The sequence below is a fragment of the Arsenicibacter rosenii genome (assembly GCF_001870735.1).
In the GTDB taxonomy this organism is placed as follows: domain Bacteria; phylum Bacteroidota; class Bacteroidia; order Cytophagales; family Spirosomataceae; genus Arsenicibacter; species Arsenicibacter rosenii.
Window position 1 is genome coordinate 134,347 of record NZ_MORL01000011.1, and the last position, 24,013, is coordinate 158,359.

Sequence of the window (24,013 nt, forward strand, 5' to 3'; positions counted from 1 at the left end):
TTAATATATCTACTTTTTCACAAAAGATATACTTTTACTAATTGAGCTACGTATATAAGGTTTTTTTTCAGTTTTACGCATTACATTAGGATGTATTCCACCTCCATTCCAAACATTACCGTTAGTTAACCAATCTTCATAATAATACAACCACAAAGATATCCACGGAATTATTGTATCACTTAGCCTGTCATAGTCTGTAAATTCTTTTATTCCAGGTAAATATAGGCATAATGACCAGTCTCCATAAAGATGAGGTGGTTTTTCGCCTTTCAATCCTCTTTCTAAAACAGGATCAAGAATATGAATAACAGGCCTTTTATTATGTCTATATACTAACTTGAAATTATAAAGGCAGCTCCTTGCAGTTGGCTTTGCATATCCATACACTATTAGCTGGTTATATTTTTCAAGTTGAACTTCAAAATCAGGATACAAACGCCTTATTGAAGCAGCCTGTTGGCCTAAATTAGGCTTTTTAATAAAGTTTTGCTTACTCACCAAAAAATGTATTTGGTTTAACTAAACTACTGCCAATTACGCTTGAAGTAATTATTCCTGATTGACGGTCTTGGCGTAACAATCCATTTGAACGCAATTTATTAATTTCCTCAGAGCGTTTAATAGATCCAAGATTATATGCATCCTCACCAAATAATCCCTTTAAAATTCGGCTCTCTACCAATACGCCCTGCTGATACTTAAACTTATTCCACTCTCCTCTGAGATGGCGTGCAAAACGCAAAAACTCACTATAATATTGAGGTTCAGTATCCCATTTAGAAGTAAAATCCTCATTTTTATTTACAGGATTAAGGACCTTTATCCTTCCACTTCCCATAAAGATAAAATCGTCTGCATCATTGATGATTCGATTTATAATCCCATCCATTGTAGAAAATATTGATGCTTCTCCATTATAATACTGCCCAGCTATAGTAGTTAGGATAATACTTGACGTAGCATAATCACTATTCCCCGCGAAAAAAATATCTCTATACCTCTTTAGTAATTGAACACTCCTTTGTAGGGGCTTTTTACGTTTGAATACATCAGCAGGAAGGCGCTCAAGTGAAGCAGATGCTTTTACTCTCTTATCTGCCTGCTCTAATAAAGATTCTACAATAAGATTTGCTTTTTCAATAAACCAATCTGCATGTCCCCTTGGATTACTTATACATACCTGCTTCGTTTCTTTATCTAGGACAAGAATAGTATTTTTACAAAAATCAGATTGTTGACTTGCAACAAGCAGATCCATATGAAAATCATTTTTGTATTGTATTCGTAAACACCTGCTCTTTACTTCTAAAGTATCTTTCCACCTACTTCCAGGCTCACGTAATCTCCTTTCTAATTGTCTTCTTATCTCATCAGGAGGATATTTTGAAGCAATAGTTTTTAATTGGATTACGGTATCCAAGTCAAACTCATTACCTTCGTAAGGCTTATTTGTTGTCCCCATACGAACACTTCCTTGAGCATATGCTTCAGAAACAAGGGCTTTAAAAAAAACCGTATCATCTAATACAAACTGATGAACTGCCTTATAAGCCGTTTCCATACGTTCGCGACGGGTATCGTCTAACTGAAGTGCTTCAGCCATTTTATCCAGCTGATCATCTAATTGAACAATTGGATCATCATAATTTAACATACTTTCCATATTTTAGTTAAATAATTTTTCTTGCTTGAGGTAATATAATTTTTCCATTATCTGTCCTGCCCTTACGAATTTCTTCAGGTGTAGCAAAAATATAGCTCTCGTTCTGATGTTGTTCGTCAAAAAGTTTTCTTATTTCTCTCTTTTGCCTTTCTCCATCAGGTTTCAATTGATATATATCTGCATATAAAAACTCTTCATAGGAAAAAAAATCTGGAGCATTTATTCCTTCATAATCAGACCTACAATAAGTATATTGTATATAGGGAAATACTTCTCTATTCAATAAATTATCAGCTATTAATTCTTCATAAAACTCCCTCCAAGGATCAAGTTCTCTATTTTTCTTAGAACTAAACCAATCAATAAATTTAGGCAGATTCATGCGATGTTTTATAATACATCTTAGATCGTTTCTACTCACATCATCAATTCCCATCGCAGTATGATCTTCAATACCTATATTGTGAAAAAACTCCGCATTTTCGTCTTTTAGATATTTATATACGCCGCCAACAGGTTGATAACCTCTTTCAGGTTTTTTATGATTCCTTATTAATAAATACTTGCCATCTATCTCTATTCTGAAAAAATATGCAATTGACAAGCGCACAGGTCTTAATGGCCTTATAAAATACACCTGGACACAGATTAATATATAATCTTTTAGTCTCCAAGCATCAATCAAAATCCCAATTAGTGATGAAATAGCTATCCCGATACCGCCATCTCGGATTGGAGCCTGAATGCTTGGCCAATCTTTTAAAAAGAATATACTAATAAGGATAACAAGTATACTTATTAGCAAGCTAAGTGAATTGCTCATATCTCATATGTATAGATACAACAACAATGATTGGTTGACAAAAAAAGTTCCAAACCTTCTTTTGTCAACCACATTTTACAAAAAAGAATCCAATCAAAAAAAACATTGAATCACTGATTATCAGCAATTTATAAAAATAAAAAAATCATTAATACAATAAATTAGGTTACAGATAATATTCAGTTTATATATTTGTCAACCTATGAAGGCAACTATGAGTACCAATAATCCTTTTCCATCCCGACTCAGGCAAGCTCGTTTGTTAGCAAAGCTTTCACTACGTGAGCTCTCAGAGAAGTCCGGATCAATTGTAAGTTACAATTCGATCAAAAAATATGAAGATGGTAAAATGATGCCCGATGAAAGTGTAATTACTGGGCTAGCTCAAGCTTTAAACGTTGGGCCTGACTATTTCTTTAAGGCGATGAATGTAGAGCTTAGCAAAGTGGAGTTCAGAAAAAGAGCAAATCTTAGCGTTAAAGATCTTAACAGCATAAAAGAACAAATTAGAAGTCATTTAGAAAGATATCTTGAAATAGAAAATATATTAAGGATAGAGAATAACTTCTACAATCCTATTTCAGATATGCTTGTACAAGATACTGAATCGGTTGAAAATATTGTTTTGCATTTATTAAGAGAGTGGCATTTGGGATATAACCCTATCCCAAATGTAATTGAAATGTTAGAAGAAAAAGGTGTCAAAATTATTGAGATAGACGCACCTGAAGCATTTGATGGCCTCGCTGCATTTGCAGATCATACGCCTGTTATTGTTTTAAACAAGAATTTTTTGCCGGAGCGAAAAAGGTTTACAGCTTTACATGAATTAGGCCATATTTTACTTAAAATACCTCGTCAGTTGGACAGCAAAGTAGTAGAAAGTATTTGTCATAGATTTGCAAGTGCAATGCTCATCCCTAAACCGGTTATGATTAATTTAATTGGATTTAAAAGATCAACAATTACAATAGCTGAACTAATAACAATCAAAGAAAACTACGGAATATCTCTTCAGGCTATTGTCAGAAGATGTAAAGATCTGTCAATAATAACAGAATACGCATACAAAGCTTTTTTCATATCTATAAGTAAAAATAGAAAGGAAGAAGGCTTGGGTAAATACAAAGGGCAAGAAAGAACCTTCCGCTTTACTCAGCTACTATATAGAATAGCAGCAGAAGAGTTAGTAACAATTGGTAAAGCTGCGGCTTTAGGCGAAATGAAAACAATAGAGTTAAAACGAATACTTGATAGAATATTATAGCCTAATTCTTCCATGCCTGAAAATATAACTATCCACGACATCACTATTCTTCATGATTTACTCCAAGTTAATCTAGTGCATCTGCTTTTTCAGTTAGATGCTGCTTTCCACATTCCTCATCTAACTTTCGATGAATTAACATCACATGAAAAAAATGTATTCAAACCTTTCATTGGTAATAACTCTCTAATTATAAACAACTTTAATCCTATCAAACTTGAGTTAATATCTCACGAATTAAAATTCGGCAATAAATTCTGTTTACAAGACTTAATGGCTTTTGAGCTTGCAGCAGAAAATAAAAGTGTTTTATTAACTCATGTTAAATTGGTACAACAAGAGGCGCAGGCCAGAGGTATAACCGTACAATCTATTTCATGGTTAATTTATGAACTTTACTTACGCGATTCTATCAATAAAATATATGCCTGCCAATGTCTCAACCAGCTAAGGCAAATTAACAAAGGTATATCCGAGATTAACTGGCCTAGTTAACAAAGACTTTAAGGCTTAGCAAATTAGCTTATATCCACCAATAATGTGTACAGTAAAACGGTCCTTTATCTGTACGCCGCCCCCAATCACCCCGCAGATGTGAATTCCGCAAAAATTGTGTAAAGAAAACCCGTTCAGTAAACTTCGTTCAGTTATTTTTACACATCACCCGTTTTTCTGAACAAATGCTATGAGGTTTGGCTACGCCCGGGTATCGACCTCGGAACAAAATCTGGATATGCAGCTTCAGGCGCTGATGACGGCTGACTGCGACAAAATATATTATGATACCTTAAGCGGTACCAAACGAGACCGCCCGCAACTCGAAGAACTGCTGAAGGCACTTCGCTCCGGAGACGAGGTGGTTGTCTGGCGGCTGGACCGTCTGGGACGGTCGCTGGTCCATCTCATTGAGCTGGTCAATAATTTTTCCAGTCAGGGCATCAGTTTCTCCAGCCTGCATGAAAAGATTGATACCAGCTCCCCCAGCGGAAAGCTGATCTTCCATATCTTTTGTAGTCTTGCCGAGTTTGAGCGGGAGCTGATCAGGGAGCGGACAATGGCCGGACTGGAAAGTGCCCGCAGACAGGGCCGTACCGGCGGCCGGCCCAAAGGAATGTCGGAAGATGCGGAGAGCACTGCCCGCATTGCCGAAACGCTTTTCAGGGAGAAGCACACGGTAACCGAAATAGCCAAACGGCTGAAAAAATCAAAGGTTACTGTCTATAAATATCTGCGCGAACGGGGTGTAGAAGTTTAAGCAAAAACCATGTTTTACGTATACGCCTCCAAAAAGAACAGCCCGGACTATAAGGAATTCATCATTCCCAGAAATTCAGGCTATAACTGCACTTCCTGGATCAGGATCACCATTAAGGGGAAAGAAGAATTTCTGGTAAGAAGACTGACCGGTCATCCCGAGATGAACGAATCTGACTGGGAGATAAAGAAGAATTATGCCTTCCCGTCAGCATTGCTCAACGAGTTCTTAAGGCTGGACTTTTTTGAGTAAGCCGGCTCGCCTACCTATTTCTGCATTTTTTCCAGCCGCGCAATTGCTGCTTCCGTGTCAGCTATTCCCTTATCTATTACCTCTTTTTTCTGCTTAAGAATAATAAGCTGGCGCTGGAGCTGCTCCAGCTGCTGCTGAGCTGTTGGCTGATCGGACGATGCCATGAGAAGAGTAGAGTTTACCGGCAATCAACTGGCGGTGCTGCCTGTCCCGCTGCTAAGCTCCATCCCAAAGAGGTAACTATCTGTACCATTATAATACAGAAACGGGGGTACAGCACCGCCAACTGAATGGCGGTACCATACCTCTTTGGGAAATTCAATAAGCTTAGCGGGGCAAATATAACAGCTCGGAACCGGAAAACTAAATGTCACTTATGCGATCAGTCATTACCTCGCGTTGCTGCTTTTGCAAGGCAAGGGTTATCTCATCCCATTCAAAATAGTTAAATGAAAGCTTATCAGTAGGTAAGGGACTAATATTTGCTAATGGTAGCGGAATGTTTTTAACTAATTTATATTGTTTTATGAATTCACGGTCCCACCATGGTGTCCCCATCACTGTTAATGAATTATAATAAAGTAAAAGCTGCTCATGGGATGAAATCTGTGCCCTTAACATCCGAATATACTCATTTTTATTCTGTGGATTTTGACGCTCAATAAAATCAACAGTCTGGAAAAGATGTCTATAATAATGTCCCAAACGAGCCAAGTGCCCAGCAAAAGGTTTATAGCCAGCTGTTAGAGAATAAGCTTTTCCAGCTTTTATCTGAACTTCAATTTTATGTGATGGTTTTCCATCGCCAAAAAATTCAGCTTCTCGTTGTAGTGCTTTTGATTTTGCATAACGCTCTATTTCAAGATCTTGCCCTATCCATCGTTGTTGGTAATATTCCAGCTTTTCATAATATTTTTTTCTAAACTCCTCAGGATACGAAAAAAGTAGTGTATTAACGATTTCTTCTGAAGACTCTCCCAATCCCCAATAAAACGTCACAAACCCTATGTTCACTAATTGTATATCCGTCAATTCAAATTCTGCATGTTCTTTTTTGTATTCGTTATAAATATTAATGAGGACATAATAGCAAAACTTAAACTCCTTGAACATTGAGATAAACGCCCTCCGGCCTTTTGATGTATTCTTAATTGTTATATCTGAGACATTCTCTCTGTGTATATGTAACATCTCAAAGAATAACCCTTCAAAACGACTTCTTTCCGAATCTCTTCCTTGCTCTTCAATCTTGATTGTCTGATACTGGTTAAAACTATACTGAATCCAGAAAGCGAGAAAAGTCAATAATGCTCCGATAAGACCTATTATAGGTGAAGATACCCCACCTATAACATCACCAATCTGACCTAGGCCTTCTATCTCTTTTGCTGAATCAAAAATCGTATTTAGATTATATATGCGCGAAAAAATCAAACCTAACACAAAGATCATTGTACCAACAGACAATATGATGCCAAGTGTAACAATTCTATCAACAGCAAAAATCTTTTCCTCCTGTTTCATAATTAAGTACATATAAATGAGTGAGAATTACTTTATAAAGTAATTCTCACTACAGACTACTCCCCTTCCGGATCTCCTCCACCCGCTCATCCCGCTTTTTAAGCCGGAAATAGTTATTTGACTCATTGACGGCGTAAATCACCGCACTGCTCATATCCCGCATCTGCCGGTTCATGGCCCGCATTTCAGCCAGCACCGCCGACTGATCGGCCGGCACAGCAGCCGGTCCGGAGCCCTGAGCCGCCGAACCACCCGACAACGCTGAGTAATGCCCGCTCTGCTGCACCGCGTTAATCATCCTGGCAAAGCTGGCTACCACCGGCGACTGAAGGGCGCGGTTATTAATGATAAACTCCTGCCCTGCCTCGCCGGCGACATAGCTGCGGCTACCCAGCGCGAAATACGTAGGATCCGATACAAACCCTGACGGACTGCCCGACGTATCCATGCGCAGGGTATTAATGTCCGTGTATCCGCCAATCGCTTTGGTAGGTGTATTCGGGTTTAATTGTGTCCCCTTAGCAGACAGTTCACGGGCACCGGCAGCAGCGATGGCTGCGATAGCGACTCCGGCCTGAATACGTGCCGCCGTTGCCTGGGCTGTACGGATTGCTGCGCCCTGGGCCGGATTAGCCATGTAAGTACTGGCCTGCGCATTAATCAGTGCAATCTGTCTTTGTAGGTTAATGATTACTTCGGCAATAGCAAATGCTTTCTGAGCCGCAATAGCAGCTTTGTAGGCTACCGTATGCTCCTGAAATGTTGATTTCAGAGCTTCGGCAGCCATCTGCCCTGTTTCCTTATAGGTCAGCGCAAGCTCTAATTGCTTTTCTTTTTCTTTATCCTTCTGAGAAATGAGATCTTTTTGCTGCTGATTTGTTTCCTGTGCATTTTTAGACTGCTGCGCCCCTTTTTCATTCTGATTTTGCTGTATCTCCTTGTCTATTTTACCGAGGTCCTTCTTCCTTTTTTCGGCAATGGATTTTTCCTTATCCGCAAATCCCTGAAAAAGCTCTTCCAGAGCTTTATAATGCCCCGAATAAAGGAGTTTTTTTGCCTCCAGATAGATCTCTTCATTATTCAGTTCTCCCGTACGCGCCTGCTCCTGCGTGAGTTTGCCGTCATCGAGCATGCGCTGAATTTCCCGCGCCCGCAGCTGGCGCTCCAGCTCCAGCTCCTGCTCCGCCTCCGAAAGACGGGTGCTCAGTTCCTGCTGTTTTTTCTCCGCCTGCTCTTCATTGTACTTCTTCTCGATATTTCCCCATTCCAGCAGGCTCAGCCGACGGATCTCCGTAATTTTCGTTTCGTCGGTTTTGGCCAGCTCATACATTTTACTGTATTTCTCAGCAAAGGCGGCCACCTGCTTTTCATAGTCGGTCTTCTCCCCTTCCATGATCCGCTGACGGGCGTCTTCCAGCATTTTTTCCAGACTGTCCGCATCCTTTTCGGCCTGGGTTTTCGCATTCCCTTTTTTATCTTTATCCTTAATGGTTGGAGGCGTGACAACCCCGCCGCCCGACTTCATCCGGTCAAAGACCTCAAGTTGTTTCTGAAACTCCTTATAACCGTCGATTTCCCGCTGTAGCTCGTCTGATCCGGCCATCGCACCACTGTAGGCTTCATTCATTTTCTGGCGCTGAATCTCAAAGATGGCCCCGCGACGGGAGCCCTGTTTGAACTTAAAGAAGTTTTCGGCATCATACTTCAGCTTTTCCCAGGCAGTCGGCTCATTACCGGCCGCCTGCAAAGCCAGCTCTCTCGCCCGTGCCTTCAGGTTGGCCAGCCGGGCCGACGCTTCCGCCATTTTCAGGGCAATGCTCTTTTTGGTGTTTGCCTGCTCCTGCGCCGACAGATCATTGTACGTCGAGACTTTTTTGTTAAGCTCATCCTGCGCGCGGGAATGGTTGATGATTTCCCGCTTGAGCTCAAACTGAATGCGGGCCTGCTCCCGGGCGATGGCCAGATTCTGCTCCGCGTGCTCGGAAGAGCGTTTCACGATGAACACCAGCGCCGTCATGGCGGCTACCACGGCACCGATCGGATTCGCCGCAAGGATGGCATTAAAGCCGGTCCATACACCACGGGCAATGGTGACCGCCGCTGTCTGGAGCGAAATCTGTCCGGTGAGCACGCCGGTGGTAAACGCGTAGGCTTTGGTAGCTGCTTCGCTGATGATCAGCCAGCGGAAGCCCGCCTCGTAGGCTACCTTCCGGTAGGTCTCGGCGGCGGTATTGGCGACCGTGGCCAGCGTGGCCTTGATGGTAGCACCGTAATAGGCCACCGTCGCCGCCGCAAACAGGTACAGGTACTCCTGATTCTCTTTGAGCCATGGCCCCAGACGGGAAAGCACTCTGGTGAATTCAAGGGTATTATGGACCGCCTTAACCAGAAAGTTCTGTAACCCCTCTGACGTCAGCAGTCCGCTGAACCACTCATTAAGGTCTTTCAGGTCCTTAGCCAGCTGATGATTCCGGGCAGCCGCCTCTTTGGCAAGGCTGCTGCCTTCGGCCATTGCCTTTGCCGTGAGCCGGAATTTGGATTCAACCAGGGTTGTGTTATTGGCCAGTATGCTCATCACTTTGGCCGACTCCTGACTTTCGACCTTCAGGGCGGCCAGCTGCTGCTGCACCTGCGTGGCGGTCATACCCTTGAAGCTGGCAGCCAGCTGACGGATAAATTCATCGGGCTTCGTATTGATGAGGGCTTCCAGTTCTTTTTTGCTCATCCGCAGCTGCTGACCAAACAGATCTGACTCTTTAGCGGCGGTCGATAACAGTCCCGTCAGGCCGGAAGCGGCAATCTCAGCGGTCAGCCCCAGCTCCTGAAACGAAGCACCCAGTGCCAGCGACATCGTTAAGCTCGGGGCCAGATCACCCATCTGGCCGATTCTGGTTACGAACTCAGCAATCACCGGCCCGGTGGCAGCACCGTCAGCACCCAACTCGTTAACTGCCGACCCGATATCGTTGATGGCCTTACCGATATTCATGGTTTTCGTCTCCTTGTAGAGTTTGGCAATGCCGCCGAAAACCTTACCTACTTCTTCAGCTCCCCCCTTGAACTCATCGCCCAGCGCCACCACCGCCATGTCCGTGTTTTTTACAAAATCAACCAGCTCGGCATTGGCTATGCCCAGCTGGCCACCGACCACCGCAATGCTGCGCAGATCATCATTACTGGTACGTGTATCGATGTTTTTAAGCTCCCGGTTAAGCTCCTTTACCTTCTGCGAAGAAAGGCCGGTCGCTTTTTCAATGTCAGCGAACGCATCGCGCAGCTTCATGGTCCGGTTAATCGTATCCGGAACCAGGGAGGCAAACTGCTGCAGCCCCCAGGTCATCACGTTGCCCCCTACCACACCGACGGCCACCGTGCCCATTTCCTTTTTAAAGCGCTGCCAGGCGGTGGTGACCTGACTCAGGGTGCTCATCTGCGCCCGGTAGGCGGCATTCATGGCGTTAAGTTCTTTGACCTTCTGCCGGTACAGCTCCGGATTGTCCGCCTCCTTCATTTTCAGCACCTCGGAGCGCAGCCGGGTGGTGGCCAGTGAAATTTCCTTCAGCGAGGCCTTGGCCTGCTCGCCGTTGATGACCAGACTGATTACAGCCCGGTCGTTCTGGGTGGTTGCCATCAGATTGTAATATTAATGGATGTGGTTAATGCATTTTCCAGCAGATCGACCGGAATATTGACATAGTAGCGCACCATCAGCTCCCGCAGCCGGTGCACCTCATAGGCCTTGCGTTTTGCGTACCAGCGTTTAGGGCGGCGCTTGATGGGATCCCCGTTGGCCCGCACACGGGAATATTTCGAAAGGGCATAGTCAACGCCCTTCCCTACCCCCATGTCGACAAAGCGCCCGTACTTCAGAAAGGAGATCATGATCCCTCCCGAGGAGAGGTCAGCCATGCGCACCTGCTGCCGCCAGTTGGTCCGCAGCTCTCCGGTGCGGGTTGCCCGGCTGACGCGGGAGCGGGTACGGCGGTCGTAGCGGGAATAGACTTTCCTGTCCAGCTCCTTTCGGAACCGGTCTACGGTAATATCGGTCCAGGCGGCAAAAAGCCCCTTCAGGTTAATACGCTGATTAATGTCCAGCTCGCGGTAATTCATCAGATCAGAATATCATAATCATCGCCGATGGTGACATAGAACGATGTGGTCTGGATATAGATCGGGGTGCTCCAGCCTGCGGGTATTTTCCCTTCTTCCGGAAGCGGCGGCTCGCCCTGCATCAGGACAGTTTTCTGACTCTCCAGTTGCTGGACGGCACCGGTGATCGTGTAGGTTTTGATCTGCTGCTCCAGCCGGTCGGGATAGCTCTTTGCCGTGTTACGGTCCGTAGTGTAAAACCGTTTGGTGCGCGACATGAATATATTCACCGACAGGGGCAACTGACCGGCTGACACCGGCTGACTGCGGGCGGCATCCTTCCAGACCTTCACGGTCAGGCTACGGATTTCGTGCACTATACCAATCACACCTGTACGCGACTCGAGCACCGTCTGGATCAGCTCGACATAGACCAGCGGATCCGGAGTGATCCGGGGAATATCGGCTCCGTCCGGAACGGTGTAGGCCTCCAGCTCGGTAGTCAGTTTGCCCGACGAGCCGGGCGCTTCAGCCCTGACCTGCCCCGGCAGCAGGCTCACGTTCTGCCCGTTGAAGCTGCACATCAGCGGCTCGTGCAGCTGTAGCCCAGAAAGCCGCTGCGCCGGGATGAGCAGGTCAACCGTTACCTTGCGGTTCTTATCGAGAAAATCATAGTAGAGCTTCAGCCCCGTATTCCAGCCGCCGTAGGTGCCCGACATGCGCGGGGCTACCTGCCCGATGACCTCCTGCCGGCCGTTTCTGACGTCGGAGGTGCCCAGCGGGTATCTCCCCCCCTGCGAGTCATCGACCAGACCACGATAGGAAAGCAGTCTCAGCCCTACCGCATTCTGGATATTATTATCTTCGATATAGCGATCCGATTGTTTGTAGGCCGGATCGAGAATCGTGCCCGGCTGACGCACGACCGGCACCATCCAGCGGGCCGATGTGCTGTAGGGGGCGGGAATATAAGTCATCTGCGTGGTGCCGACCTGTAGAGAAACCGGCTCTCCTCCCTTGCCCAGCACGTAGGTTTTCGGGATGCCCGGCCGTAGATTTCCCTGCGGATCGGGCATCTTAAAGAGCTCATCCGCCGGATCGATATATTCTTCCAGCGTAAAGCCCTTACCTGACGGCTCCTCAATGCCGTAGCCGGCCAGCTGAAACTCCCGCCAGTCCTGAATCGCCCGCCGGTTTTTCCAGATGTCGGCATAGCGCCGCACGGTGCAGATCTTGTCGGTTGAGTTGAAGCTGTAAATAAGCCCGTAGCGCGCCTTGACGGCTTTCAGAAAATCCGACACCGACAGATCCGGCAGGTGCAGTTTCGGATACATCAGATTACCGGCCAGCGCATTGAATCCGGAGGCCTGATGCATGGCCGTCAGGTTCAGAATCGTCAGGCGCTGCACTTCCGGCTCAGCGAAAAAGTCACCCGCCAGCCGGTAGCCGGCTGCCAGCATGATCTGCTCAAATACGTACCAGAGATACAGCTGGGGACTGATCAGGTGCCCGAATACGGAGCCCGTATCGACGCGGAAATCCGATCCGCTCCAGCCGTTGAGATAGCCCGTCCGCACGAATCCGGAAAGCTTATCGGCCGTAAAGGCTTCTTCAATCTGCAGATCGTTTTTGATCGGGAAAAACGTGAACGGGTATGTCCCGGGCGGCATCTGTGCAATCTGCTTCAGGCGGTCTTTCAGAGAAATGTAGCTTCCGGAAAATATCCCGTCACCCAGGTGCAGATACTCCGGCAGCACGTCGCCGATCTGTTTGTCGCGCAGCTGCGGCCAGACCTCGCCGGCATCAATCTTCAGATAACCGTCAATTTTCCCTTCGTTAATCCGGTAGGCAAACAGGCATTTCCGGTACAGCACGCCCTGCAGCTGCACGTTTACCGGCAGCTCCATGACGGGCCGGGTGCTGGCCGGCCGGTAGGCGTACTTTAAAAACCGCTCGTTGTTCTCATTTAGCGGAGCCGATATCGGATAGGAAAACGAGCCGGGCAGCTCATCGCCGGCCAGCCAGCCCGAAGCCTGCTCGACGGTGATACTCTGGCCGGCCGGCAGCTGCAGGGAAAGCCCTTCGGCATTGCGGATCTCAATCATAGCTAGTCGGTATCAGGCAGCTCGACGGTCCGGCCGGCGAGTGCATGGGTGGAATCGGTCAGAAACTCAATTTGTCCGTCCGTAATAAAACTGTGGCAGATATGCATCGTATCGCCTTTGGGATAGCGTACCAGCAGGCTGGCGCGGATGGTCGGCCGGACCGGATCATTGTTGTAGCTCCAGACGGGATAGCCCCGGCCGTCGATAACATTAAAGCCGTGATAGCTCTCGCAGCCCGGGCAATAAAACAAGTGCGTCGGCCAGCTATCGCGTTTGCCGTCAGGGTTCAGATCAAGAATCTTCATGGTGTGGTCAAAAAATCAGGTCGGGACATGATTGTCCCGACCAATGGGTATTACCTGAGCCATAAATACAGGGCGGCGGCGGCGCTCACCCGCCACGCCCAGACCTCGAGCCGGGCCTTGTTTCGCTGTCGCCGGTAATCGGCTGCGCGCTGATCGGACTGCGCATACTTCTCCGCCATTGTATTGACCGCCGTCCGGAGCTTCTGACCGGTTACCTCAAGAGCCGCATTCTGCTCGCGGCAGCGCTCCAGCTCAGACTTAATCGGTTTGATCCGGAGCTTGAGGTCTTCAAATACCGTCAGCGAGTCGCGGATCGCGCGGGCGTTGCTGACCAGCTCCGCAACTTCATTTACGGAGTCCGGAGAGCTGACCTGTTTTGGCGTACCGGTTGAGTTCCTGAATTGACCGCAGCAGGGACTGCTGATAGATAGAATCGCGTGCAGCACGCAGATGAAAATTACGGATCTGTTCATCTTTTCGGGAAATGGTGTCGTTTTTCCGGGCAATAATACCCGCGTAGTGAATGCTGTCCTGTACACTCTGCGCACGGGTATTTTCCCGCAACAAAGCCGTACGCTCATCCTGACAGGTTTTCAGCTCACGGTTTTCGCTGAAGGCTCCCCACAGGCCGGTTACCCCGGCGGCGAGACCGGCAATCAGCAGATCAGCCAGGAAACGGCGGTAGTTGGCTTTTGTAAAATCAACTACCGCCCTGGTAAGACTCTTAAACGACATCGTTCAGGCTGTTGATCCGGATGCGCGCAATTGTCTCGGGAGCCTCAGAATCGACCGTCAGTTTAGCGGCGGCGGCAATGCCCGCCCCGATGGCGCCCACAACGATTGTTGTGGTTTTCAGCCAAACCGGCGCATCAATGCCGCCCGAGGTAAGGCTGGCCTGAATGGTCACCAGAAAGGCGGATAGCATGGCAACTAAAAGCCCGGCTTTCACCAGGGGCTTAAAAAACGGACTGGTTGGCAGTTGTAGCCGGTCCAGCAGAGAGAGGTTGTTTTTCATGGTTGGATATTAGCGAACGATACGTATTACAGTTTTTACGTCAGCCTTACGGCGTAGTACCATAATCTGCGTTTTCACGCTGCCACCGGTATTTCCGCCGTCAGCGTAAAAGAACAGCTTGCGGGGATCCGGCGGCCAGATATTCACGTACTCGACGTGGCTGTAGGGCTTGTAGGTCACCACATCGGCCGGCTTTGGAATCTCGCCCGGCAGCAGCCGGAACGACTTGAGATTCTGCCACGTGAGCACCATTGCGTAGTTACCCTTCGGCAGCACGCAGCCGCATTCCTTAGCTGCCCAGTAGACGAAGACCCCGCACCAGGCGCGACCGTGCCAGTCCCAGGACTTTGCGTTGGGAAAACCGGCGACCCGGAAATATTCGTAGATCTGCGGGTGATCATTCCGGCCGGTCTTTTCGACCACGTAGGCCTGACTGGCCGTCGCCCGCAGGATACACGCCCGGCGCGCCTCCAGTACAGAATCCGGCGGCGTCAGATCACTACTGCGTTGTAGATCGTAATGAACAGCCACACTTCGGCTATGAAGGCCGCTACTGAGACAAACAAGACAGAGGATGCAGGCGCATCGGAAAACAAGAGTGATTTTAAGGACCGCTCGGAGTGGATTTGGTTGTGCCATATTTGGTAGATATAAGGTTGCAGTAACCAGATGAAAAAGAAGCCAACCAGATGTCCCATAAAGTCGATGTTAAAGGTCACCGCTGCCCGGATCGGCGCATTCTGAATGATGGTGTTCCCCAGCGGATTGAGCGGGTCTTTGGCATCGCCCCCGAAAATCCAGTAGGTCAGCGCGCAGGAGGCCACAAAAATGACCAGCATGACGACCAGTGCATTCGTGCTGCCGACCACAAAGTGTTTGGGCTGCTTCTGAGCCTGCTCCTGCTGAACGGCTTCGGCCTGCTCAGCCAGGAACGGGAATTCTTCCCGCATGGTCTGGGCAGCGTCGAGGCACTGATACATTTTTTCCTCAAAGGCCTCCTTCTTGGTTGTTGTGATGGCCTTCATGGCTTTTTGCCGGAAATCTTCGGCTCCCTTGAGCAGCTCCTGATATTCGCGCTGGGCCTGGGTGCGCTGCTGCTCCTGCTGCTGCACTTCTTCCAGTTCAATTTCGGCGACCTGGCTGGCCAGTGCGGCCAGCTGGGCTTTCAGGTTTTCCTTGTCCGGTGCCGGCTGCCGGCTGTTGAGTTGTTTTACGCCCCGGTGCAGATCGGGGGCTATTGGCTGTGTCATTGAGGTAAAGTTTGTTCGGGTTGTTTTTTATAGCGCGCCCAGCCTAATAGCCGGACATAGTAATACATCAGCAGCCGCTGCCAGCGCGGAACGCCCGCCTCCAGCAGCAGCCGGTTAAATGTCAGGTCGGCTTCCCTGCGCGAAACGACTCCCGTCTCGCAGAGATAATCGTGTGCGGCTGACGGCATCGCACTCAGCCCTGATTTGGGGATAAGCCAGTCCGGCACAAATTTGGGTCTGGAGGCGTAGTCGGTGATATAGCCGGCCGGCACGATCACATCGCCACCCGGACAGGGAATCCGTGCCGGCTCAGTCAGCATCCACCACTCGGGATCTTCGCCGTAGACCTTCATTACAGAGACAAGCAGAATGTGAACGGCCATATCAGAGCTGACTCAGATCGTTAAGGTTTCCCCGCTGGATCATCCGGTTCATCAGCGTGCCCAGCAGCACCGAAATCGGCCCGCCGAACTGCGACCAGATGGCGTCCACTTCCCCGATGCCGCCGCTTTCCACCAGCTCAAACGTAGCCGGATCGACCCGCTTGATGTTGTTGGATTCGGTCGGAATCGAGACGCGGCCCGACGGGTAGAACCGCTTATAGGGCTGCCACTCGCCGTAGACAATCGTTGTACTGCCGTCTTCGGCGGGCACTTCGGTCTGCGTCCGGAAGAACTGCTCCAGAAACAGGACCGGAATAATCCGTGACTCAGTAAAGGAAACTGCGAAGCCTTCACAGACCAGATCCTGACGGATACCGACCAGCGTCGGATCGTCGGGCAGGGTAATTCGTTGCTGCTGCATGATGTTAAACGGTTGCGCCGGTCGCGTCTTTCCAGGTTGTCCCTGATCCGCTATACCAGACTGGTTTGTTTAGGGATGTATCGTAATACTGTAATCCGGTATGAGCTGCTGTCAGGCCGGTCGGCCGGGCATTTGTCGCTCCGGATCGCATGAACTGGGCAAGCATGACTGTACTGGCCCCCGTCTTTATCCAGATGCCGTTTGCGTCATATACTACTGCACCCGTTATCATAGTGGTGTCGCTGCCCGAGGTGGGCGTATACGTCCGGAGCGCCAACCGGCGCTTAAACCGGACCGGTGTATCATCCGCTGTAAGTAAGCAGTCCTTTCCGTCGTCCGGCGTGGTCGTATCCGCATCGTCGCGGATGAATACACCCTGAACAGCAGAGTCTGTTATGTATACCACCCGCGCCGTTGTATTCTTGCTGCCGCGCAGCAGATCGAGCGTGGTATGGGCTACCAGCATCGCGTACAGGTCGGACACTTCGATAAATGCGGCTCCGCCCAGCAGGGAATTAGGTGATAATTGATCGGGACTTGTCCCGCTTGCGTTTGGTCCCATTATAATACCAGTGTTTGGGCTTGTGATTGTGTCAGCTGGACAGGCCAGTAGGCGGCTTTCAGCACGTGATTGTTAAAAACATTAGAATCGTTGTAACAGCCAATACACAACCTTGTGTACAGCGCCCCTAAAGCAGCTGAGTAGTTAGCCGCTCCGGTGTTAACTCCAGAAGCCCCGTAAAACTTAATCGGTTGCCCGTCTTTGTAGGTAATCGCAAAACGCTGTACCGTATTGGGAACGATAGTAAATGTACCGGCATCGCCTCCTAAACCCTGATCCCTGAACTGACCAAACATTGTAGTTGCAGATGTCTGCCTAATGCCAATCCCCCAGGCAGGCCCGACCAGCGATAAGGCAAACTGCTGTACTGCACTCGAGATACCACGCGTATAGACTTCAACAAAAAGTGTCCCTTCCATTTTATTGAACCAACTTGATGAAACAGGCAGGTAGAGCAGATCAGCGCCCCGCGTGAGTGAGGTTGCCAGCGTTTTGATGCGTGAGGTAACAAACGTTCCGACTTCGGCCAGCGGGTCAGACATATAGACCCCTCCTGTCCCGTTTGGAGTCGCAATGACACTATCCCACGGCATGATTTGACACGTTGTTGTGCCGGTAACAGCAGCAGCGGTTGCTACCCAGCACAGATACCAACCGTCCTTAAGCGGAATAATGCCGCTTGTGCCGGCTGTGGCAAACGCTACCGTACCCGTTACAAGGTTAAAAAATGCTCTGGCCGCCGCTCCGCTACCGTTCATATTCAGCTGAAGGCCGTTGTACTCACCGGCTTTTGCGAAGACCGATAACACCGCGTTCTGGTTGCTGAGTGTTATATTCTGCATTAAGCCCACACCGGCAAAAGCAGCTCCTGGAATGACTTTGGTCACTAAGGCGTTATCCAGCGTCAGTACAGGCCCGGCTGATGTTGTACAACCCATCCGCACCCATGCCGAGGAGTCAAATCCGGCCGACTGTGTAATCAGGTTAGCGCGGGTTTCTTCCGACAGGTAGCCCAGACATTTCCCCGTAGCCGGATCGTGATTAATCCGGGGCACATTCGCCCCGACCGTTTCCAGATTGCCCGCGCGGTTAAACCGTGTTGCCTGACCCGACCGGCTGTAAACCAGTCTGGGCGAAACAACACCGGAACCCGCAAAGTCAAATAATACACTCGGTCTACTATCCGGAAAGCCCGTCGTAAACGGGTCGATTTTACCCATCGAACCATCCCCGCGCTGGATGACGATTTTATCGGTGCCGGACAGCGGCAGGGAAACTACCGGAAACGCACTCGCCGTTAATGTGCCAGGATCCCCCTTGGCGGCAATCAGCTCCAGATTTGCGGTACTGAAACTTGCGGGCGTGGTGTGATCCGTAGTCACCCGGTAAGTGCTGCCCTGATTGGTCAGGATGTCATCTTCGTATACTGCCGCAGCAGCCGTCCAGGCGCCGGCCGGATTCCAGCCGGCGGCAATACGCACCCAGCTGGCGCGGTTAAAGGTCGCCCCGGTCGTCAGGTTGGCCGGTGCCAGATAGGCTGAGCGCCGGAAGATCACCAGATCATTCAGGGCGTAATAGGTATTATTCTGATAAGTGCCCCGCAGATTTATGCCCATCGCCAGAAAGTCCCAGTCGCCGGGAACAAACGTACTGCCCGAACTGCCCGCCGTTTTTCGCCGGATAAAGCTGTTGGCATACATTACCCCGTCACCGGCGGCGTAAACCGTGTTATTCTGATAGCTTCCCTTGAAGACAAACCGGTTGGCCACGGCAATGCCCGCCTGATCGGTGGCCGTCTGCGCGTTCTGGGCGACCTGCTGGGCCGCCTGATCAATCAGCGCCTTTTGCTGATCAATGAGCGTTTTCTGAGCATCAACATGGTCCGTCTGATCATCGACGTGCGTAACCTGCCCGTCAATGTGCTGTTTCGCCTGATCAATGAGGGTTTTCTGCTGATCAACATGGTCCGTCTGCTCATCCACGTGGGTGGCCTGCCCGTCAATGTGCTCTTTAGCCTGGTCAATGAGGGTTTTCTGCTGATCCACGTGACCGGTCTGCTCATCCACGTGGGTGGCCTGCCCGTCAATGTGCTGTTTCGCCTGATCAATGAGGGTTTTCTGCTGATCAACATGATCAGTCTGCACATCAACGTGGGTAACCTGCCCGTCAATGTGCTCTTTCGCCTGGTCAATGAGGGTTTTCTGCTGATCAACATGATCCGTCTGATCATCCACGTGATTGGCCTGGCCATCAATGTGCTGCTTAGCCTGATCGATGAGCGTTTTCTGCTGATCAACATGATCCGTCTGCTCATCCACGTGATCGGCCTGCTCATCTACATGGTCTGACTTCTGGTCTACGTGCTGCTTAACGGCGTTGATCTGGCCCAGCTTGCCGGTTACATCCGCCTGAATGCTCAGCGCCAGACTCACCAGCTGATCGGCATACACGAACACATCACCGGAGGTACGCGTGCGTGCCGTTACCAGCCCGACCTCGGGACCGGCCGCCGGACTGAGGTTCATTCGCAGCGGGCCTGCCAGCTGGCACACTCCGTCCCAGATCAGCTCGATCCACAGTGAGCTGTAGGCGGACATAGCCTGTTTCTGGATCTGGGTCCACCGCAGAAATATTGCATCGGTCAGACCGGCAGCGACCAGCGCCGGCGCAAAGCCCGGCATCAGCGTTTGTCCCAGACCGCTGTAGACCCTTACGGTCAGTCCGGACGGAATGCTGCCCGCCGCAAAGCGAAGCAGCACGTCCTGCTGGCCGTGCGCATAGCCTTCGATCTCGGTGGGCTGCGGTTTAAAAAGAATACTACTCATGCTCTGGTGTGGGAAAGTGGCAGAACTCGTCGCCTGAATCAGGGCGATATTCGGCAACCCTGCCGGCCTTTAACAGGCCTGCTTCTGCCTTAATGTAGTGGTGATGGGCCGTGCAGGCGCTCCGGAGCGGACAGTGCAGCACGTCGCCGATAATGGGTCGCTCACCGGCGCAGACGGTGAAGGTTTGGTTTGGATCGAGAATTCGCATTATTCACACCAGATTCGTTTCACATTAAAGATTTCACCGGGATTCACGCTGCCCGCCCAGCCGTAGTAGTAGCCGATCTCAAACTGCTGGATGATGCCCGTCCAGCCCGATTTACTGGCCACGTTGATGGTATACACTCGTTCTACCCCGTCGCCCGTCACCGGAAAGGTCATCGACTGGGTGTCATACGCCGGACCGGCGATGGTGCCATTCGGCCAGCGCAGGCTCTCCTGTGAGGGCCGGTCGGGGTTAAAGCCCGCCGGTTTCTGACCCGAGCGCAGCCACAAGGCAAACAGGTTTGAGCGTGAGCCGGTATAGGCCATCTGGATTTTCAGGTTCGTGATACCCGACGCCGCCCAGCTGCCCATTGCCGAGACCAGTTTTGATTCATGGTCCTGCATGGTCACCCGCCAGCTGTCCTGGGGGAAGGGCATTTTCTGATCCCCCCCCTTCCAGGGGTGAAAATCGTTACGGCCGTTTGCCATGGTAAAGCTCCAGTCCGGTTTTGCCTGCCGGGCCTGCGCGTACACGTAGTCCCGGATCTGATCGACCGTACCCAGGATGTAGGCGTGTCGCCAGTAATACGTCGCGTCCGAGTCGATGATGGCCATGGGGGAGTTGGCCAGATAGGTACAGGCATTCTCCAGATCGGTCGTTCCCGTATCGTTCTGGGCGTAGTGGGTGTAGCACATCCGGTAGCCGTCCGGACAGTACAGCGCGGCCACCAGCATTTCAGAGCCCACCGTGCCCACCTGCACCCCGATCCACGGCTCCGAGACGTGAAACGGCGTCTGCTCATGCGGCTGATAGACGCCCCCTACCGTTTCGTAGCCGTTAGTGACGGTAACGGCCGCGCGTGTCCACGGGGCCGAACCGTTATAGAAGACAATGTTGCGCTGCGAGCCGTTGATCATGAAGCAGGGCCGCTCCTGCTGGTCGGCAGCGTAGAAGGTTTTGTCGGAGCGGGACATAGTTACCTTCCGGAAGACTTCAGCCGCCCGTCCGTTCAGGCGTGCCCAGCGCTCGATGACCGCATCGGACAGCTCGTTGTCGAGCGGCCAGAGCTTCATGCGGGTTTTACTATACAATTGATCTGCCATCAGACTGTGTATTTTGAGTATGCCAGCACGAGACTGGAGTTGTTGTAGCTGTCCCCGATACCCAGCGGGTTGTAGCCAAGGCCCGGCCAGTTCGGATTCGGATTCTTGCCGTTCTGGGAATAGTTGGGCTCCGGACCGGTGTAGATCCCGTCATCGGCCCCGCGACCGTGGTCGTTCTGATTAATGACGTTGATGCCGCCCGATGCCCCGAAAAAGCCGATGGTCGCCCCGTAGCCCTGCCAGATTTCGATATGGATGATGCCGTTGTCGAGCGACATTTTGCCCGGACCTATGGGTTTACCATGGTAATTGGTACGGGGCTCCGATTCGGGCCAGCTTGACAGCAGCGCCGGTACTGTATAGTCGAATCCGGCCGGCGGCTGGGTACTGCCCGCCGTGTAGGTCTGGATCTCCTGTATGTAGCCGCAGTTATTCATCCGGATCATGTCCACGCTCTGGAGCTGTCCGCCGGACCATGTAGCATTCCGGGCAATCCAGCCGGCGTCGTCGTAGGGATAGTCTGCCCAGCCAGTTGTCAGGTTGGCGTTATTACTGCCCCATACCCGGCTGCCGACAACCCAGTTGCCGCCGGTTACCCGGTTGAGATCAAAACCGTAGTAACCGCTGTTTTCGGTCTGCATCGACGAAATCAGTTCTGCACTCGAAACGAACGCACGGGGCAGTCCGTAATTATCCGCCTGCGTATAGGCCCGCTCCCAGATGATCTGAGACGTTCCGACATTATCCGCACCGGTATAGGTGCGGAAATCCGTACAGGGCGACATGGCCACTGTGAGGGTAATCGTCATCACCGCCGCCTGACCGGCGCTGTCAGTGGCGGTCACCACCACCGCATAGTCACCGATGGCTACTTCCGTCAAACCTGAAATCTGGCGGGTTGTACTGTTAAATGTTAAGCCCGCCGGCAGTGATCCGCAGGAGTAGCTGACCGCCCCCCCCTCGGGATCGATGGCCGCCGGCAGCTGCGTAACCGACTGGCGTTTGCGGGCTACCCGGTAGGGGCCGCCTGCCTGCCAGACCGGCGGGTTGTTGGCCGGCGGCACGTAGGGTGAGTTGTTGGTAATATCCCCGCTGCTGTTGGAGCCGGCAATCAGTTGCACGTCGGCCTGCCGGGCAACCGTGGTATCCGATACCTTCCGCACCCGCTGGCGCCACCAGCCGGCATTCACGTCCGCCCCGCCGGCAAAGGCCGGCACAAACTGATAGCGCCGGTTGTAGGTAATGCCGCTGTAGGTCCACGATCCCGCGCTCATGGCACGGTACGTTTGGGCCGGTCCGCCACTTTGTCCCGAAAGCGGCGTCAGCAGAATCTCATACGCGACGGCATTGTCCGTATCAGAAACGGCGGCATAGCCCCAGTACCCCTTTGAATTGGTGTCCCACTCGTAATAGAGCTTATCGACCGTGCTGCCCACCTGCAGCACGGTCAGCTGAAAAGACACGCTTTTGGTCCAGCCCACGATGTCGGTCGATGTAACGGTAACGGTGTACACGCCCGCCGCCGACGGCGTGCCGCTGATCAGGCCGGTAGATGCCCCGATACTGATACCGGGCGGCGCTCCCGACACCGAAAACGACAGCGGCTTGCCGGTCGGATCGGTAAAGTGCTGACCGGCGTTGTAGCTGAAGTTCTGGCCGGTACTGCCCGACTGCGCTGAAATACTGCTCGTCGTTACCGACAGGGCCTGCTTGAGCTGGGAGAGCGAAACAGTCACCAGCTCGGTGGTCGCATTTTCCCGGGCGACCATGGTATAGGCGGAGTTACTCAGCACCGTACTATTGATCGCCGGCATCGCCGTACCAAACAGGCGCGGGGCGGCCAGACCACCCTTGACGGTAAATCCACCCACATCAAAGCGCCAGTCCGGCACGTACGTGGAAGGCGCCTGACTGTCAAACATCAGTGTGCCGCCTACAGCGGTATACTGATTTCCCGTTGTCGTTTCCGGAGTTCCCTGAGAAGAAAACACCATCAGCGCCCCCGACACAAACTGCGCGGACGCATAGGCATAGACTGTAAAGCTGCCGTCACCGTTTTTGTATACCCTGATGCCGGCCGATCCGTTGTTGCCTGAGTAGTTGTAGTTATAGCCCAGCTCTCCGGCTACTGAGGAGCGGGTGGAGAAACGGGCCGTGATCAGACATTTCTCATTGTTGAGAAAGCCACCCAGACAACCAGACACAACGGTCTCATCGTACGTTCCGGAGCTGGTGGCCGGCAGGGTGGCCAGCTTGATAAACCGGGGACCGTTACTGATCCCGAAACGCAGTACCCAGTCCGGCCCGGCCGGTCCCTGCGGTCCCTGAATGCCCTGGGTTCCCTGTGAACCCGTATCCCCTTTAGGGCCCTGCGGACCCACCAGCGAAATGCCGGACGGCCAGACGCCGCCGGACTTAGGCCCGTAGAAAATATTGGTGTTGATGTTAATCCAGAAATCACCGTTGTTACCCAGCCCGTTGTCCGGAGCAACGGTGGCCGAAATAATGGTCTTGCCGTCCGTACCCCGCATACCGGCCGGTACCAGAGCACCCGGAATCACGGTTGCTCCTGCCCCGCTGCCGGTATAACCCAGATTTTTCAGCGTCAGCGTCCCTGATCCGGTCGTGACAACCTCATAGTAGCCCCCGAAAGTCTGGTAGACAATCTGACCCACGGTCGCCCAGCCGGCATTACCGACCGATACGGCTACGCTGTTACCCACATTGGGCTGGGTATAATTCGCGGTTGTGCCGGTGTAGGCATTGTTGCCGGCGGTACCGGTATTGCCGGTATTGCCCTGTGCCCCCTTAATATTGCCCGACACCGCCCAGGATCCGGACGTTTTTTCATACACATCACCGGTGGTGGTGTTCAGGTACAGGTCGATGGTTGTGCCGGTACCGGCCGAAGGTGCTCCGGCACCGGCGTAGAACCGGGAACCCGCTGCGCCGGCCGTACCGGT

At 51.2% G+C, this 24,013-nt stretch carries 24 protein-coding genes; 4 read left to right on the forward strand and 20 right to left on the reverse strand.

Translation table 11 applies throughout. The annotated features are described in order from the left end of the window. Window positions 1-9: 9 nt before the first annotated feature. The 3 genes from BLX24_RS32205 to BLX24_RS19270 are packed head-to-tail and all read right to left on the reverse strand — an operon-like array spanning window position 10 to window position 2,489. On the reverse strand, window positions 10-501 hold the full coding sequence (locus tag BLX24_RS32205; protein ID WP_143092718.1) for a type II CBASS E2 protein: 492 nt from the start codon (window positions 499-501) through the stop codon (window positions 10-12). Beyond that, entirely contained in the window at window positions 494-1,666 is a 1,173-nt protein-coding gene (locus tag BLX24_RS19265; protein ID WP_071504820.1) for a cyclic GMP-AMP synthase DncV-like nucleotidyltransferase, read from the reverse strand. The genes BLX24_RS32205 and BLX24_RS19265 overlap by 8 nt, the downstream gene beginning before the upstream one ends. 7 nt (window positions 1,667-1,673) lie before the next feature. Beyond that, window positions 1,674-2,489: an SMODS-associated NUDIX domain-containing protein gene (locus BLX24_RS19270; RefSeq protein ID WP_071504821.1), complete on the reverse strand. Its 816-nt coding sequence runs from the start codon at window positions 2,487-2,489 to the stop codon at window positions 1,674-1,676. Between the two features lie 214 nt (window positions 2,490-2,703). On the opposite strand from BLX24_RS19270, the gene BLX24_RS19275 reads away from it, so the two are divergent. The 4 genes from BLX24_RS19275 (at window position 2,704) to BLX24_RS19290 (ending at window position 5,263) form a co-directional block, all read left to right on the forward strand. Continuing rightward, a complete protein-coding gene (locus BLX24_RS19275; protein ID WP_071504849.1) occupies window positions 2,704-3,756 on the forward strand; it encodes a helix-turn-helix domain-containing protein in 1,053 nt (350 codons plus the stop codon). A gap of 12 nt (window positions 3,757-3,768) precedes the next feature. Continuing rightward, a complete protein-coding gene (locus BLX24_RS19280; protein WP_071504822.1) occupies window positions 3,769-4,251 on the forward strand; it encodes a hypothetical protein in 483 nt (160 codons plus the stop codon). Between the two features lie 190 nt (window positions 4,252-4,441). Next, the gene (locus BLX24_RS19285) at window positions 4,442-5,011 is read left to right on the forward strand and encodes a recombinase family protein (RefSeq protein WP_071504823.1); all 570 of its coding nucleotides are present in this window, start codon (window positions 4,442-4,444) and stop codon (window positions 5,009-5,011) included. A gap of 9 nt (window positions 5,012-5,020) precedes the next feature. Beyond that, a complete protein-coding gene (locus BLX24_RS19290; protein WP_071504824.1) occupies window positions 5,021-5,263 on the forward strand; it encodes a hypothetical protein in 243 nt (80 codons plus the stop codon). Between the two features lie 14 nt (window positions 5,264-5,277). On the opposite strand, the gene BLX24_RS32755 is transcribed toward BLX24_RS19290, so the two are convergent. From BLX24_RS32755 to BLX24_RS19365, 17 genes are all read right to left on the reverse strand, one after another. Then, on the reverse strand, window positions 5,278-5,427 hold the full coding sequence (locus BLX24_RS32755) for a hypothetical protein (protein ID WP_177225872.1): 150 nt from the start codon (window positions 5,425-5,427) through the stop codon (window positions 5,278-5,280). 199 nt (window positions 5,428-5,626) lie between these two features. Next, a complete protein-coding gene (locus BLX24_RS19295) occupies window positions 5,627-6,787 on the reverse strand; it encodes a putative phage abortive infection protein (protein ID WP_177225873.1) in 1,161 nt (386 codons plus the stop codon). A gap of 49 nt (window positions 6,788-6,836) precedes the next feature. Next, window positions 6,837-10,418, reverse strand: a complete 3,582-nt coding sequence (locus BLX24_RS19300; protein ID WP_071504826.1) for a phage tail tape measure protein — start codon at window positions 10,416-10,418, stop codon at window positions 6,837-6,839. After that, window positions 10,418-10,897, reverse strand: coding sequence for a hypothetical protein (locus BLX24_RS19305; protein ID WP_071504827.1), 480 nt, complete (start codon window positions 10,895-10,897; stop codon window positions 10,418-10,420). Before BLX24_RS19305 ends, BLX24_RS19300 begins: the two co-directional genes overlap by 1 nt. Next, window positions 10,897-12,981: a hypothetical protein gene (locus BLX24_RS19310; protein WP_071504828.1), complete on the reverse strand. Its 2,085-nt coding sequence runs from the start codon at window positions 12,979-12,981 to the stop codon at window positions 10,897-10,899. Before BLX24_RS19310 ends, BLX24_RS19305 begins: the two co-directional genes overlap by 1 nt. A 2-nt stretch (window positions 12,982-12,983) precedes the next feature. Next, the gene (locus tag BLX24_RS19315; protein WP_071504829.1) at window positions 12,984-13,286 is read right to left on the reverse strand and encodes a ubiquitination-like system serine protease family protein; all 303 of its coding nucleotides are present in this window, start codon (window positions 13,284-13,286) and stop codon (window positions 12,984-12,986) included. A gap of 50 nt (window positions 13,287-13,336) precedes the next feature. Continuing rightward, entirely contained in the window at window positions 13,337-13,732 is a 396-nt protein-coding gene (locus tag BLX24_RS32210; RefSeq protein ID WP_177225874.1) for a hypothetical protein, read from the reverse strand. Continuing rightward, window positions 13,632-14,021, reverse strand: coding sequence for a hypothetical protein (locus BLX24_RS32760; RefSeq protein ID WP_071504830.1), 390 nt, complete (start codon window positions 14,019-14,021; stop codon window positions 13,632-13,634). Before BLX24_RS32760 ends, BLX24_RS32210 begins: the two co-directional genes overlap by 101 nt. Further along, window positions 14,011-14,301, reverse strand: coding sequence for a hypothetical protein (locus BLX24_RS19325; protein WP_071504831.1), 291 nt, complete (start codon window positions 14,299-14,301; stop codon window positions 14,011-14,013). Before BLX24_RS19325 ends, BLX24_RS32760 begins: the two co-directional genes overlap by 11 nt. 9 nt (window positions 14,302-14,310) lie before the next feature. Continuing rightward, window positions 14,311-14,832: a hypothetical protein gene (locus BLX24_RS19330; protein WP_083422069.1), complete on the reverse strand. Its 522-nt coding sequence runs from the start codon at window positions 14,830-14,832 to the stop codon at window positions 14,311-14,313. Beyond that, window positions 14,793-15,551 carry a hypothetical protein gene (locus tag BLX24_RS19335; RefSeq protein WP_071504832.1) on the reverse strand — a complete coding sequence of 253 codons (759 nt, stop codon included), beginning with the start codon at window positions 15,549-15,551 and terminating at the stop codon, window positions 14,793-14,795. The genes BLX24_RS19330 and BLX24_RS19335 overlap by 40 nt, the downstream gene beginning before the upstream one ends. Further along, entirely contained in the window at window positions 15,548-15,934 is a 387-nt protein-coding gene (locus BLX24_RS19340; RefSeq protein ID WP_071504833.1) for a DUF1353 domain-containing protein, read from the reverse strand. The genes BLX24_RS19335 and BLX24_RS19340 overlap by 4 nt, the downstream gene beginning before the upstream one ends. A 1-nt stretch (window position 15,935) precedes the next feature. After that, a complete protein-coding gene (locus tag BLX24_RS19345) occupies window positions 15,936-16,355 on the reverse strand; it encodes a hypothetical protein (RefSeq protein WP_071504834.1) in 420 nt (139 codons plus the stop codon). Between the two features lie 4 nt (window positions 16,356-16,359). Further along, on the reverse strand, window positions 16,360-16,917 hold the full coding sequence (locus BLX24_RS19350) for a hypothetical protein (protein WP_071504835.1): 558 nt from the start codon (window positions 16,915-16,917) through the stop codon (window positions 16,360-16,362). After that, the gene (locus BLX24_RS19355; RefSeq protein ID WP_071504836.1) at window positions 16,917-19,742 is read right to left on the reverse strand and encodes a phage head spike fiber domain-containing protein; all 2,826 of its coding nucleotides are present in this window, start codon (window positions 19,740-19,742) and stop codon (window positions 16,917-16,919) included. Before BLX24_RS19355 ends, BLX24_RS19350 begins: the two co-directional genes overlap by 1 nt. A gap of 207 nt (window positions 19,743-19,949) precedes the next feature. Beyond that, window positions 19,950-21,050, reverse strand: a complete 1,101-nt coding sequence (locus BLX24_RS19360; RefSeq protein ID WP_071504837.1) for a hypothetical protein — start codon at window positions 21,048-21,050, stop codon at window positions 19,950-19,952. After that, window positions 21,050-24,013 (reverse strand): putative Ig domain-containing protein (locus BLX24_RS19365; protein ID WP_177225875.1); only part of this gene is annotated, 2,964 nt, incomplete at its 5' end. The genes BLX24_RS19365 and BLX24_RS19360, both read right to left, overlap by 1 nt.